This window comes from Marmoricola sp. URHB0036 (genome assembly GCF_000426045.1).
Lineage (GTDB): Bacteria > Actinomycetota > Actinomycetes > Propionibacteriales > Nocardioidaceae > Marmoricola.
In genome coordinates this window covers 54,611-68,431 of sequence record NZ_AUEP01000013.1, presented here as the reverse complement: position 1 = coordinate 68,431, position 13,821 = coordinate 54,611, and the positions used below count along the sequence as shown (strand labels likewise).

Annotated in this window: 13 protein-coding genes; 12 read left to right on the top strand and 1 reads right to left on the bottom strand. The window is 70.3% G+C overall.

The window, feature by feature from the left end:
- Positions 1 to 97 precede the first annotated feature (97 nt).
- From H976_RS28945 to H976_RS0115505, 12 genes are all read left to right on the top strand, one after another.
- Complete coding sequence (locus tag H976_RS28945) at positions 98 to 1,057, top strand: alpha/beta hydrolase fold domain-containing protein (protein ID WP_051276895.1); 960 nt, start codon at positions 98 to 100, stop codon at positions 1,055 to 1,057.
- Between the two features lie 92 nt (positions 1,058 to 1,149).
- Positions 1,150 to 2,268 (top strand): glycosyltransferase family 1 protein, encoded by a 1,119-nt coding sequence (locus H976_RS0115560; protein ID WP_231388958.1) that lies wholly within the window; start codon positions 1,150 to 1,152, stop codon positions 2,266 to 2,268.
- The gene (locus H976_RS0115555; RefSeq protein ID WP_027862302.1) at positions 2,265 to 3,344 is read left to right on the top strand and encodes a glycosyltransferase; all 1,080 of its coding nucleotides are present in this window, start codon (positions 2,265 to 2,267) and stop codon (positions 3,342 to 3,344) included. The genes H976_RS0115560 and H976_RS0115555 overlap by 4 nt, the downstream gene beginning before the upstream one ends.
- Positions 3,341 to 4,351, top strand: a complete 1,011-nt coding sequence (locus H976_RS0115550; RefSeq protein ID WP_027862301.1) for a glycosyltransferase — start codon at positions 3,341 to 3,343, stop codon at positions 4,349 to 4,351. The genes H976_RS0115555 and H976_RS0115550 overlap by 4 nt, the downstream gene beginning before the upstream one ends.
- Positions 4,351 to 5,196, top strand: a complete 846-nt coding sequence (locus H976_RS0115545; RefSeq protein WP_036226760.1) for a glycosyltransferase family 2 protein — start codon at positions 4,351 to 4,353, stop codon at positions 5,194 to 5,196. Before H976_RS0115550 ends, H976_RS0115545 begins: the two co-directional genes overlap by 1 nt.
- Positions 5,193 to 6,008 carry an SDR family oxidoreductase gene (locus H976_RS0115540; RefSeq protein WP_036226815.1) on the top strand — a complete coding sequence of 272 codons (816 nt, stop codon included), beginning with the start codon at positions 5,193 to 5,195 and terminating at the stop codon, positions 6,006 to 6,008. Before H976_RS0115545 ends, H976_RS0115540 begins: the two co-directional genes overlap by 4 nt.
- A 67-nt stretch (positions 6,009 to 6,075) precedes the next feature.
- Positions 6,076 to 7,551 (top strand): aminotransferase class I/II-fold pyridoxal phosphate-dependent enzyme, encoded by a 1,476-nt coding sequence (locus tag H976_RS31015; RefSeq protein WP_027862298.1) that lies wholly within the window; start codon positions 6,076 to 6,078, stop codon positions 7,549 to 7,551.
- 69 nt (positions 7,552 to 7,620) lie between these two features.
- Positions 7,621 to 8,076: a hypothetical protein gene (locus H976_RS0115530; RefSeq protein ID WP_027862297.1), complete on the top strand. Its 456-nt coding sequence runs from the start codon at positions 7,621 to 7,623 to the stop codon at positions 8,074 to 8,076.
- Positions 8,073 to 9,302 (top strand): NRAMP family divalent metal transporter, encoded by a 1,230-nt coding sequence (locus H976_RS0115525; RefSeq protein WP_027862296.1) that lies wholly within the window; start codon positions 8,073 to 8,075, stop codon positions 9,300 to 9,302. The genes H976_RS0115530 and H976_RS0115525 overlap by 4 nt, the downstream gene beginning before the upstream one ends.
- A 1-nt stretch (position 9,303) precedes the next feature.
- Complete coding sequence (locus tag H976_RS28940; RefSeq protein WP_051276894.1) at positions 9,304 to 10,029, top strand: hypothetical protein; 726 nt, start codon at positions 9,304 to 9,306, stop codon at positions 10,027 to 10,029.
- A 63-nt stretch (positions 10,030 to 10,092) separates the two neighbouring features.
- Entirely contained in the window at positions 10,093 to 11,142 is a 1,050-nt protein-coding gene (locus tag H976_RS0115510; protein ID WP_027862295.1) for an NAD-dependent epimerase/dehydratase family protein, read from the top strand.
- Between the two features lie 96 nt (positions 11,143 to 11,238).
- Positions 11,239 to 11,487, top strand: coding sequence for a hypothetical protein (locus H976_RS0115505; RefSeq protein WP_027862294.1), 249 nt, complete (start codon positions 11,239 to 11,241; stop codon positions 11,485 to 11,487).
- A gap of 47 nt (positions 11,488 to 11,534) precedes the next feature.
- Here H976_RS0115505 and H976_RS0115500 read toward each other — a convergent pair whose 3' ends face one another.
- Positions 11,535 to 13,805, bottom strand: coding sequence for a catalase (locus tag H976_RS0115500; protein ID WP_027862293.1), 2,271 nt, complete (start codon positions 13,803 to 13,805; stop codon positions 11,535 to 11,537).
- Positions 13,806 to 13,821 lie beyond the last annotated feature (16 nt).

Here is a 13,821-nt window from a genome sequence, read left to right as displayed (position 1 = left end):
GCCTGCCTACGGTTCTTTCTCGGGGACGAGCTCGGGCACCCGTCGGGGCTGCCTCTGTGTCGCGCGGTGGATGGGTCGTCGTACCCTGTGGCACCTGATGTTGACCTGGACCACGGATCACAGGCCACCGACCATCTGGACGCGGCTCTACGTGCGCGGGATGCAGCTCAACCGGGACAAGCGAGCCTTCGAGGGGGAGCGCCACACCCTGCGCACCGCCAGGGACCGGCAACGGAAGGGCAACCGTCCCCCGACGCGCTGGACCCGAGCGACACGGCACGTCACGACCCAGACGGTCGACGGGGTCCGGGTCTGGAAGGTGCGGCCGCGGCACCGCGCCCCTCGAGTGCGGGTCGTGTACGTCCACGGCGGCGGTTACATCCACCCGCTGACCCGGGACTACTGGCGCCTGGTCACGGCACTCGCCCGGGTCCCGGCCGAGGTCGTCGTCCCTGCCTACCCGCTGGCACCCGACGCGACCGTCGACGACGTCCTGCCGGTGCTGCTCGACGTCGAGGCCGCGACAGCGGCGAGTGGTCCGCCCCTGCCGACCGTGCTGATGGGTGACTCCGCCGGCGGCGCACTCGTGCTGTCCATGGGTCGATGCGGCGGACGGGAGCTGCGCCGGCGGCTCGTCGGCATCATCGCCCTCTCGCCCTGGCTGGACGCCACCCTCGCCGACGACCGAGTCATCGAGCTCGAGCCCACCGATCCCATGCTCGCCGAGTCAGGCCTGCGGGCAGCGGGGCGCTGGTGGGCGGGGATCCGGGACCCGGCCGACCCTCTGGTCAGCCCGGTCAATGCCGACCCCGAGGGCCTGCCTCCGCTCGATGTCTTCATCGGGGACCACGACATCCTCCGGCCGGCGGTGGATCGCTTCGCCCGTCGACTCGAGCCGTCCCGCACGTCCCTGCACGTCCACGAGAGCACCTCGATGTTCCACGTGTGGATGACCCGCGCCATCCCGGAGGGGAGCCGCACCCGTGCGGAGCTCGTGCGGCTGGTTCGGGTCCGCGTCGGCGCAGTGTCCGACCCACCCGACCGCGTCGTTGGATGAAGGGAATCTCCCAGCACGACGGGCGATAGTCGCCGACCGAGACGGGTACGGCGGGTCCATGCCCGCCCCCTTCTACCTCCGCAGGACGTGCGGTGACCGCTGAGAAATCGACCGATCTGTCGAGCAGGCGCCCGGCCCGGATGCTCGAGGACGAGACCGTGGTCGCCTCGGTCCCCGCCGACCACGTCTACGTGCGGCACATCGCCGCCGAGACCGACGACGGCGTACGCCGCCTGCGCGATCCCGACCCGGACTCCCCCACTCGATCCGCTGAGCAACGCTGGTGGCCGCCGGTCATGCTCGACCCGGCCTGGGTGGAGCAGCACGACTTCGACGTCTTCCACGTCCAGTTCGGGTTCGACGCTTGGGACCCGAGTGACCTGAGCGCTGTCGTCGACGCCGTCCACCGGACCGGCCGCCGCTTCGTCTACACCGCGCACGACCTGCGCAACCCGCACCACGCCACGCGCGACCTGCACGACGCACAGCTGGACGTCCTGGTGCGCGCAGCCGACGAGGTCATCACCCTGACCAGCGGAGCGGCCGACGAGATCGAGACCCGGTGGGGCCGGCGCCCGCTCGTGCTGGCCCATCCCCACGTCGTCGAGCTGGACGACCTGGCCCGCCGGGCATTGAGCGCCCGACGAGCAGACGGACCATTCCGGGTGGGGCTCCACCTGAAGAGCCTGCGAGCCAGCATGGCTCCCGCCACCATCCTGCCGACGCTCGTCCGTGCCGTGGCGGAGATCCCCGGTGCGGTGCTGCAGGTCAACGGGCACACCGACGTGCTGGATCGGGCCGGGCTGCGGTTCGATCCTGATCTCGCCGGCTACCTGCGCGAGGCCGAGGCGGAAGGAAAGCTGGAGCTGCACGTCCATGACTTCATGAGCGACAGCGAGCTCTGGGACTACCTCGCGTCACTGGACGTCTCGGTGCTGCCGTACCGGTTCGGCACCCACTCCGGCTGGCTCGAGGGCTGCCGCGACCTCGGTACTGCCGTGGTCGCACCCACCTGCGGCTACTACGCCGACCAGGGCCCCGTGCACAACTACGTCCTCGACGAGTCGCGGTGGTCCCCGGAGACCCTGCGCGCCGCGGTGCACGATGCCCATGACGGCGGACGACCTGCGCCCCTGTCCGTGCCCTGGCGTCGCCAGCAGCGCTCCGACCTGGCGACGGCGCACCGGGACATCTATCGAGCAGCGCCATGACCGGCCCGATGCGCATCTGCCTGATCGCGTCCTCACGGTTCCCGGTCGGCGAACCCTTCATGGGAGGGCTCGAGGCGCACACCCACGCCCTCGCCTCGCGGCTGATCCGGCGCGGCCACCAGGTGAGTGTGTTCGCGGCAGCCGGAAGCGACCCCGAGCTCGGCGCGGTGCTGGTGCCGGCCGCAGTCTTCACCAGCAGTCCCGCTGCCAGGGCAGACGTCGGCAGTCCGCCCGAGGTGTGGATGCAGGAGCACCACGCCTACCTCGACCTCATGCTGGGGCTGACCCGGGGCGAGCACGGATCCTTCGACGTGATCCACAACAACAGCCTCCACCACCTTCCGGTGGCGATGAGCCCGCTGCTGGAGACCCCCATGGTCACGGTCCTGCACACGCCTCCGGTGCCATGGCTGGAGTCGGCGGTGGGCCTGGCCGCGCGCGGCTCTCGCTTCATCGCGGTCAGCCACGCGGTCTCGCGCGCCTGGCGACACGTGGTCTCCTCGGTCACCATCCACAACGGCGTCGACGTCGACCGATGGGTCCCGGGATCCGGTGGCGGACCAGCGCTGTGGACCGGCCGCATCGTCCCCGAGAAGGCCCCGCACGAGGCGTTGCTCGCTGCCCGCGCTGCCGGGCTGGACCTCGACGTCGCTGGTCCCGTGCACGACGAGGACTACTTCGCCGAACAGGTGCAACCACTGCTCGGCCCGTCGGCGCGCTACCTCGGCCACCTCGAGGGCGAGGGGCTGCGGGCCGCCGTGCGCAACGCCTCGGTCGTGGTGGTGACTCCGCACTGGGAGGAGCCGTTCGGACTGGTGGCCGCCGAGGCGTTGGCGTGCGGGACGCCGGTGGCGGCCTACGACCGCGGTGCACTCTCGGAGATCCTCGACCAGCGCACAGGCGTCCTCGCCCCTGCCGGCGACCTCGCAGCCCTGGCCCAGGCGATGCGTCGCGCCGGGGCCCTGGACCGCGCGGCTGCTCGTCGCCGAGCGGTCTCGCACTTCTCCCTCGACCGGATGGTCGACCGCTACGAGGCGGTGTACGCCGAGATGACCCACGAGGACGAGGCCGCGTGATCGGCTACTACGTCCACCACCAGGGACGTGGCCACCTCCATCACGCCCAGGCGCTGGCCGCCGCCCTCGATGAACCCGTGACCGGGCTGTCCTCGCTGGCACGGCCCTCGACGTGGCGCGGCCCGTGGGTCGAGCTGCCACGGGACGACACCACCGAACCACGCCACGACGTCACAGCCGGCGACCAGCTGCACTGGGTGCCGCTGGGTGACCCGGGTCTCCGGTCCAGGTCCGCCGCGATCTCGGAGTGGATCGAGAGCACCGGACCCCGTGGGCTCGTGGTCGACGTCTCGGTCGAGGTCGCGCTGCTGGCACGGCTGCACGGTCTCCCCGTCGTGTCGGTGGTGCTGCCCGGCCGGCGTACCGACCCCACGCACCTGCTGGGCTATCGGGCGTCGAGTGCCCTGGTTGCCATGTGGCCGGCGGAGGCGACCGGCATGACACCGGCTCTTCCCCAGGACGTCGCTCGCCGCGTCGTCCCGGTGGGCGCGGTGTCCCGGCTCCCGGTGCTGTCGGAGCAGCAGCGTCCGCCGAGGAGCGACAGGCGTCACGTCGTACTCCTGCAGGGCCTCGGCGGCGAACCGTTGACCCGCCTGGATGCCGCCGAGCTGGAGGCAGTGAGTCCGGGCTGGACCTGGACCGTCCTCGGCGGCGAGGCTGGTTGGACCGACGACCTGCACCAGCACCTCCTGAACGCGGACGTGGTCGTGACGCACGCGGGTATGGGTGCGCTGGCCGACGTCGCAGCCTGCCGTCGTCCGGCCGTCGTCGTCCCCGCCGCCCGCCCGCATCGCGAGCAGGTGACCACGGCCGCCGCCCTGGCCGACGGCCCTTGGCCGGCGGTGGTGCTGCCCCGGTTCGCCGAGCGCGGCTGGACCGAGGTGCTGGACCGCGCCGCCGAGTTGGACGGCATGGGATGGGCCCGGTGGTGTGACGGGCGGGCCGCCCAGCGGTTCGCCCAGGTGGTCGCCGAGCACCTGCTCCCCGAGACCCTGCGGCACGCGTGATGGCACCGGTCGCGGTCATCACCCTGGCCCACGAGCGTCACGACCACCTGCGACGCCAGCACCGGTCATTGGCGGTCGGCACCCGGGTCCCCGACCTCTACGTCGTGGTGGCGATCGACGACGACGTGGTCGCGACCTGGGGGCCGGCCCACGGACTGACGCCGACCATCGCCCGCGTCGACCGGTCCGGGCCGTTGCCGCTCGCGCGGGCCCGCAATGTCGGGGCTCGAACGGCGTGGGAGTCCGGCGCCCGCACCCTGGTGTTCCTCGACGTCGACTGTCTGGCCGGACCCGAGCTGGTGGCGGCCTACGACGTCGCCGTCACGGATGCTCCCGGGACGATCTGGTCAGGTCCGGTGAGCTACCTGCCCGCGGGCCTCTCCGAGAAGGAGCTGACCCGCCCGTGGTCGTACGACGAGCCCCACCCCGCGCGTCCAGCCCCGGACCCGGGTCACGTCGTACGCCAGACCGATCCGGACCTGTTCTGGTCACTCTCGTTCGCCCTCCACCGGGACGCCTGGCAGAGAAGCGGTGGATTCTGCGAGGACTACACCGGCTATGGCGGGGAGGACACCGACTTCGCCCAGCAGGCGGCCCAGCGAGGCCTCGACTTCGCCTGGGTCGGCTCGGCCCGCGCCTACCACCAGCACCATCCGGTGCAGGACCCGCCGGTCGACCACCTCGACGACATCGTCCGCAACGCGACGCTGTTCCATGCTCGTTGGGGACGGTGGCCGATGACTGGGTGGCTCGAGGAGTTCGAGCGGCTCGGTCTCCTGCGTCATACCGCTGATGGCTGGACGCGCGTATGCCCGTCGCGAACGCGGGTACCGGGCTCCTCATGAGCGAAGAACGCACTGCCTCCGGCTCGTCCGCCCGTCCCCTGGCTGCCGTGACCGGGGCTTCCAGCGGCATCGGTCTGCACCTGGCGCTCGCGCTGGCCAGACGTGGCTACGACCTGATCATCAATGCCGAGGACGACGCGCTCGAGAGCGCTGCCGACCAGGTCAGTGCCGAGGGCGCGCAGGCACGCACCGTCCGGGCCGACCTGCGTGATCCCAGCGGCGTCGACCAGCTGTACGCCGCCATCAAGGAGGACGGTCGTCCCCTCGACGTGATGGCCCTGAACGCCGGTGTCGGCAAGGGCGGCTCGTTCGTCGAGACCGACCTCGCCGACGAGCAGTCGATCATCGACCTCAACGTCACCGCCACCGTCCGCCTCGCCAAGCTGGTGCTGCGCGACATGGTCGCGAACGACTCGGGTCGCGTGCTGTTCACGTCCTCGATCGCCTCGGAGATGCCCGGCGCGTTCCAGGCCGTCTACAACGCCTCGAAGTCGTTCGTGCAGTCCTTCGCCCAGGCCCTCCAGAACGAGCTGAAGGACAGTGCGGTCACGATCACCTCGCTGATGCCCGGGCCGACCGAGACCGAGTTCTTCGAGCGCGCCGGGATGCTGGACACCAAGATCGGCCAGGCCAGCAAGGACGACCCGGCCACCGTTGCCGAACAGGGTGTCGAGGCCCTCCTGGCAGGCAAGCCGCGCGTGACCGGCGGCGGCCTGAAGACGCGCGTCCAGGACGTGGCCAGCAAGGTCATGCCCGACAAGCTCAAGGCCGCGATGCACCGCAGCATGGCCGAGCCGGGATCCGGCAACTGAGCCGGGCGACAGGCCGCGAACCACAGGCCAGGCTGACTCGACGCCCGTCAGCGGGCAGGATCGGTCCATGACTGCTGACGACCGCCAGGAGCAGGCGCCCGTCCTCGAGGCGCTGCGCGAGCACGACCAGAGTCCGCACGTGAGCTTCGCACCGCCAGGTCACCGACAGGGCAAGGGCGCCGACGAGCGGGTCCTGCAGGCGGTGGGCGCCGACGTGTTCTCCCACGACTACCTCGCCAACGGTGAGCTCGACGACCGGGCCGGGCGCGGACAGGTCCTCGCCCGAGCAGAAGCGTTGATGGCAAAGGCCGTGGGCGCCGAGCACGCCTTCTTCACCACCTGCGGAAGCTCGCTCTCGGTCAAGAGCGCGATGCTCGCCGTCGCTGGACGAGCGGGCAGCTTGCTGCTGGGCCGAGATGCCCACAAGTCGGCGATCTCCGGGCTGGTCCTCGGAGGCATCGAACCGGTCTGGGTGCATCCGCAGTGGGACAGCTCCCTCCACCTGGCGCACCCACCGAGTCCTGACGACTTCGCAGCTGGCCTCGAGCAGGCGCCTGACGTCGGCGGCGTGATGGTGACCAGCCCCTCCCCCTACGGGACCTGTGCCGACCTCGCCGCCATTGCCGAGGTGTGCCATGCCGCTGGGAAGCCGCTGATCGTCGACGAGGCCTGGGGTGCTCACCTTCCCTTCCACGACGACCTGCCGACGTGGGCCATGGACGCGGGAGCCGACCTGTGCGTCGTCAGCGCGCACAAGATGGGGACCGGGCTCGAACAGGGCTCGGTCTTCCACGTCCAGGGCGACCTCATCGATCTCGATCATCTCGCCGCGTGCGCCGACATGCTCTCGACCACCAGCCCCAACGTGCTCGTGTACGCCGCCCTCGACGGCTGGCGTCGTCAGATGGTGCAGCACGGCACCCGCCTGCTCGGTGAAGCGCTCGCTCTGGCCCGGCTCGGACGCGAGCAGATTCGCGAGCGCACCGGCCTCGTCGTACTCCACGAGCAGCTGTGCGGAGCCCAGGCCTCGCACGACCTCGACGAGCTGCACCTATTGGTGCAGGTCGATGCCCTCGGCATCAGCGGCTACCAGGCCGCCGACTGGTTGCGAGAGAACGAACACCTCGACGTACACCTGGCGGACGCACAACGCGTCGAGGCTCAGATCTCGGTGGCCAACACCGAGGCCGACATCGAGCTCCTCGTGCAGTCGCTGGGCCGGCTGTGTGACGCGTCTGCTTCCTTCGATCCTCCCCCAGCCGTGGAGCTGCCGGAACCCGGCGAGCTCGAGCTCGAACAGGTGCTCTCGCCGCGTGAAGCGTTCTTCGCACCCGTCCAGGACGTGCCCGTGCAGGACGCGGCAGATCGCATCGCGGCCGAGCAGATCACGCCGTACCCGCCAGGCATCCCGGCCCTGCTTCCGGGGGAACGGATCGGCCAGGCGGTGCTGGACTACCTCGTCTCTGGCCGTCGAGCCGGCATGTTCCTCCCCGACGCCGCCGACAGTGACCTGGGCACGATCCGGGTGGTGGCCGAGACCTGAGCCAGCCGGCTGTCGAGCGCTCGGCATGTGCCATGGCATGTCGAGCGACAGTTTGGGTAACTCAAAGCCGTGGTCAAGCGGTTGGCAGGCACGTTGCTGCTGCTCGCTGCGCTGCTCCTGCCCTCCGCGTGCCGGCCCTCGAGCCCCGATGAGAAGGGTTGGCGAAGCACAGCCGAGCAAGCGGTCTCCGACATGGTCAGCGAGGTGGCCACGAGCCGCCTGACCGTCCAGGAGCAGCTGCGCGACCGGTTCGTCGGCCGCTACGCGATCGTGGTCCTCACCTACTCCGAGGAAGCCGCTGGGAAGGCATCCGACTCAGTCTCCACCGTGCAACCACCCCCGTCTGCGCGCCCGAGCTACGACGACCTGACCACCTTGCTCTCGGACGCCACCGATGCCATCGCCAGCGCGCGCATTGCGGTCGCCGCGGACGACGAACCGAAGAGCCGCAAGGCCGTCGTCGACCTGACCAGGCTGTTGGCCCGACTACGGCCACTCGCGAGCAGTCTGCGAGCAGCGTCATGAAGAAGGTCTTCGCCGTCGCCCTCGGCATCCTCACGGCCATCGGCGGGTTCGTGGACATCGGGGACCTGGTCACGAACGCCCAAGTCGGCGCCCGGTTCGGGCTGTCGCTGGCCTGGGTGGTCCTCGTGGGCGTCCTCGGCATCTGCGTCTTCGCCGAGATGTCGGGCCGGGTGGCAGCCGTGAGCGGACGAGCCACCTTCGACCTCGTGCGCGAACGGCTGGGTCCGCGCATGGGGCTGATCAACCTGCTGGGCTCCATGGCGGTGACGCTGCTGACCTTCGTGGCCGAGATCGGCGGCGTGGCCCTCTCCCTGGAGCTCGTCTCCTCGGTCAACGAGGTGCTGCTCGTCCCGTTCATCGCGTTCCTGGTGTGGGCGGTGCTGTGGCGGGCGCGGTTCACGGTCATGGAGAACGTGCTCGGGCTGCTCGGCCTGGCGCTCATCGTCTACGTGGTGGCCCTCTGGAAGCTCGGCCCGGACTGGTCCCACCTCGCCCACCAGTGGGTGACCGTGGACAAGCCGGGCGACGAGACCTGGCTGACCTGGTCCTACTACGCCGTGGCGCTGTTCGGCGCAGCGCTGACGCCCTACGAGGTCTTCTTCTTCTCCTCGGGAGGAGTCGAGGAGAAGTGGGGACCGAAGGACATCGGCACGATGCGCGCCAACGTGTTCATCGGCTTCCCGCTCGGCGGCCTCCTGTCGTTGGCGATCGCCGGGTGCGCCGCCGTCGTCCTCGGCCCGCTGGACATCACCGTGGCTTCGCTCGGTCAGGTCGGCCTTCCGGTGGCCATCGCCTTGGGCAAGATCGGTCTGGCCGTCGCCCTGGTCGGGTTCGTGGCCGCCACCTTCGGTGCCGCCTGCGAGACGGGGTTGTCGGTCGGGTACAGCATCGCCCAGTACTTCGGCTGGCAGTGGGGCAAGTACGTGCGTCCGAACGTTGCCGCCCGCTTCCACCTCGTGCTCGTCCTGAGCACGCTGCTCGCGGTCGGAGTACTGATCACGTCGGTCGACCCGATCCTGGTCACCGAGGCCTCGGTGGTGTTCTCGGCCGTGGCCCTCCCGCTCACGTACTTCCCGATCCTGGTGGTCGCCAACGACCACGACTACATGGGCCCTCATGTCAATGGTCGCCTGGCCAACGGTCTCGGCACGTTCTACCTGCTCGTGATCGTGATCGCGGCGGTGGCCGCCGTACCGTTGATGGTGCTGACCGGGATGGGATCATGAGATGAACAGACTCGAGCGTCCGCTGGACGGCCTGCTGCACCTCATGGACCGGCAGGTCATCGACTCTGAAGACCTCCTGGTGTGCAAGTGCGACGACCTCGAGCTCGAGCAGCACGAGGATGGCACCCTCACGGTCACTGCTCTCCTCGTCGGCGCACCGGTGTGGGTGCCCCGGGTGAGCTCCTGGCTCGGCGAACGGTGGCGGCGTCTCGGCGGTGCGCAGAGTGATCGGCAGCGTCCTTACCGGATCGACCTCGCCGACATCGCGCAGGTGAGCCAGGAGATTCACCTCCGGCGCGAGCGCGACGGCGTACTGCGTCGACAGGACCCGGAGCGTGCCTCGGTTCGGCGGCTCGTGGACGACCTCCTCGGTGCCGACGTCGTCGGTCCCGGGGACGAACACCTCGGCAACGTCCTGGACGTGCGTCTGGCTCCGACTCGCGACGCACGGGACCCGGCCCTCGACCTGACCGGGCTGCTGGTCGGTCGTGGTCGTCCCGGTTCCTACCTCGGATACGACCGGAGCGACGACCAGGGTCCCTGGCTGGTGCGGCGCATCGTCCGGCGACTGCATCGCCACAGCGGCATGATCTCCGCCACCGACATCGACGAGATCGACTGGGACCGAGGGATGGTGCGAGCGCGCACCGGCCTGGGCGAGCTGACCAACGTCGACGCCACCGTCGACCCGAGCGAACGAGACGAGCTGCGACACGAACGTTCGTGACGCCACTCGAGGTGTGGCCCGTCCGCCGCAGGGTACCGGGATCGACCTCGGAAGGGAGTGCCCATGCACGTCGTCGTGACAGGTGCCAGCGGGAATGTCGGCAGCGCGGTCGTGGAGGCCCTTGTCGCCGACCAGCGCGTGACCTCGGTGACCGGGATCAGTCGCCGTCCCCACGACTGGCGGCCGCCGCGGACCACGTGGCAGTGGGGTGACGTGGCCGAGATGGACCTCGACACGGTCCTGCGGGGAGTCGACGTCGTCGTGCACCTGGCCTGGTTGTTCCACCCCATGCGGCACCCCGAGGTCACCTGGCACTCCAACGTGCTCGGCACGCGTCGCCTCGTCGATGCGGTGGCCCGGACCGGCGTACCTTCCCTGGTGGTGGCGTCGTCGGTCGGCGCCTACTCACCCCGGCTCGACCTCGAACCGGTGGACGAGACCTGGCCGACGGACGGCCAGCCGCTGACGGCGTACAGCAGGGAGAAGGCGTACGTCGAGCGTCTGCTCGACGTGCATGAGGAGGCCCACCCCGACAGACGCGTCGTACGACTGAGACCGGCGTTCACCTTCCAGCCACGATCGGGCATCCAGCAGCGACGACTCTTCCTCGGTCCGTTGGTGCCCGGCGCTGTCCTCCGGCCTGGGAGGGTCCCCCTGCTGCCGATGCCGAGGGACCTGCGGCTCCAGGCCGTGCACACCACCGACGTCGCGGCCGCCTACCTGGCCGCTGCCCTCGGTACGACGCGAGGAGCGTTCAACATCGCGGCCGACCCTGTGCTCGACCCGGACGCGCTGGCTGCACTCCTGCATGCCCGCTGGACGGCGGCGCCGGCCGGTCTGCTGCGGGGCGGGTTGGCCATGGCCCACCGCGTCCACGTCGTGCCGACCGCGCCGGAGCTGTTCGACCTGCTGATGACCGTGCCGGTGATGAGCACCGAGCGGGCGCGGAACGAGCTCGACTGGCATCCCCGGTACGACGGCCGCGACGCCCTGGCGTCGTTCCTCCGGCCGCTCGACAACGCCGATGAGCCCGAGACCCCGCCACTCCCCCAGCACGACGGTGTGGGAGTGCGGGCGCAGGAGCTCGCGACCGGTCTCGGTCACCGCCCCTGACGGACCGGCCCTCCGCTCAGCCCGCGTCGCCCTGGACGTTTGTCGCCGACCGATGCGGGAACGGGCACTCCCCCCGCAACCACCAGGAGGAGCCGCATGAGTGCTGACCAGAACCCGATCGAGCACGACGACCCACGTCTCGAGGTGCTCCAGGCGGTCTACGACCGGATCAACTCCTGGGAGGAGAGCGCCACCCCGGAGCGGATTCGCAGCGAGCTGGACGAGGCGATCGCCCAGGCGGACATCGACGTGGACGACAGCACTCGCAAGGCCCTGGCCAGTCACATCGAGCAGGGAGGCGGCCGCGAGGACGTCGCTGACGTCCTGGGATCGGGACCGAGCTGAGCCAGGGGTGGGTCCCGCCCGGCACCGGGCGGGATCCACCCTCGGCCTCAGGCCACGCTGGCCGGGAAGCGCTCCCACACCCGGTGGGAGGCCATCAGCTGCTGGACTTCCTCGAACACCGCCGCCGCACTCTCGCCGGTGACCACCCCGGCCGAGCCGTCGGCGCCGGCCTGGGACAGGGCCGGGATCCCGTCACCCCACGCGCCGATGACCTTGGCGTGCCGCCAGCACTCCTCGATCATCAGCAGCACCCGTGGGTCGACGGTCGCCGAGGTGGAGGCGGCCGCCTCCGCTTCACGCGCCGGGATGGCGTCGGGAGCCGGGGGCGGCGACCCAGCCAGCAGCAGCACGTCGTACTCCACCGAACGACCGGTCGAGAAGGTCCGCTGGACGGGCAGCTCCTCGACCATGCCGCCGTGCGGTGCGATCAGCAGGGGCACCATCCCGGCCGCGAAGATCGTCTCGCGCAGCTCCCGCACGCCGTCGAGGTCACGGTCGGGATCGATCACGATGCCGACCATCCGGCCGTCCGGGGGCCACTCGCCCGTCACCTGGGAGAGCGCCGGGCTGGCCTCGACCTCGCCGAACGTCTCCGTCGGCTCCGGCGCCGGCAGCCCGAGGGCGGTGGCCACCTCCGAGCACAGCACCGGGTCGATGTTGGCCAGCGCCCGGAGCTGGCGCTCCTTGATCGCCTGCTCGTAGCACTTGCCGAGCTCGAAGGAGTACGCCCGGATGATGTGCTCCTTCTCGACCGGGCTCATGCTCGCCCAGAACAGCCGCACCTGGCTGTAGTGGTCGTCGAAGGAGGCCGGGTTGGCGCGCACCTTGGTGGCCTCGGCCACCTGCACGGGTACGTCGACGAACGCGCCGTCCTCGGCGCCGGCGAAGAAGGGACAGCCCCCGTCGAGCGAGTTCGGCTTGTACGGCGCGACGCCGGTGTGCACACCATGCTGGTGGAAACCGTCACGCAGCATGTCGTTGACAGGAGCGTGCGGTCGGTTCACCGGGATCTGGCTGAAGTTCGGTCCTCCGAGCCGGGTGATCTGGGTGTCGACGTAGGAGAACAGACGCGTCTGCAGCAGCGGGTCGTTGGTGACGTCGATGCCGGGAGGCAGGTGACCGACGTGGAAGGCGACCTGCTCGGTCTCGGCGAAGAAGTTCGAGGGCACCCGGTTCAGGGTCAGCTTGCCGACCGGCTGCACCGGTGCCAGCTCCTCGGGCACGATCTTCGTCGGGTCGAGCAGGTCGATGCCTTCGAAGGTCTCCTCCGGGTTGTCGGGCATCACCTGGATGCCGAGCTCCCACTCCGGGAAGGCACCGGACTCGATGGCGTCGTACAGGTCGCGCCGGTGGAAGTCGGGGTCGAGGCCGCCGATCAGCTGCGCCTCCTCCCAGGTCAGGGAGTGCACACCGAGCTTGGGCTTCCAGTGGAACTTCACCAGCACGGTCGCGCCGGCTTCGTTGACCAGCCGGAAGGTGTGTACGCCGAACCCCTCCATCATCCGGTAGGAGCGCGGGATGCCGCGGTCGGACATGTTCCAGATCGTGTGGTGCTGGGCCTCGGTGTGCAGGGAGACGAAGTCCCAGAAGGTGTCGTGGGCGCTCTGGGCCTGCGGGATCTCCCGGTCCGGGTGCGGCTTGCCGGCGTGGATGACGTCGGGGAACTTGATGCCGTCCTGGATGAAGAAGACCGGGATGTTGTTGCCGACGAGGTCGAAGGTGCCCTCCTCGGTGTAGAACTTCGTCGCGAAGCCTCGGGTGTCGCGGACGGTGTCGGCCGATCCCCGGCTGCCCAGCACGGTGGAGAAGCGCACGAACACGTCGGTCTGCTTGCCCTTCTTCAGGAAGCCGGCGAGGCACACGTCGTCGGCCGTGCCGTATCCCTCGAAGACGCCGTGCGCTCCGGCACCGCGCGCGTGCACGACGCGCTCCGGGATCCGTTCGTGGTCGAAGTGGGTGATCTTCTCGCGCAGGTGGTGGTCCTGCAGCAGCGTCGGGCCTCGCTCACCGGCCTTGAGCGAGTGGTCGCTGTCCCTGAGCCGGGCGCCGTTGGCCGTGGTCAGGAAGCCACCCTGCTGCCCGAGCGCATCCGCCGGAGCGCCCGTCCGTGCCCCGGTCGGCGTCACGGTGTCCGGTGCTCCGTGCTCGGCCTTGGGTGGCAACGGCTCGCGCGGCTCGGTGGGCTCCTCGACCGAGGGCGGCTCGCTGCCGGGCGCGCCCGGGACGGTCGCGCTTCCCGACTGGATGACGTCCTTGGCCGTGTCGACCAGCTTCTCGACGGTGTCTTCGACGGCCTGCTTCGCGTTGTCGGGGCTCATGGCGAACCTTTCGGTC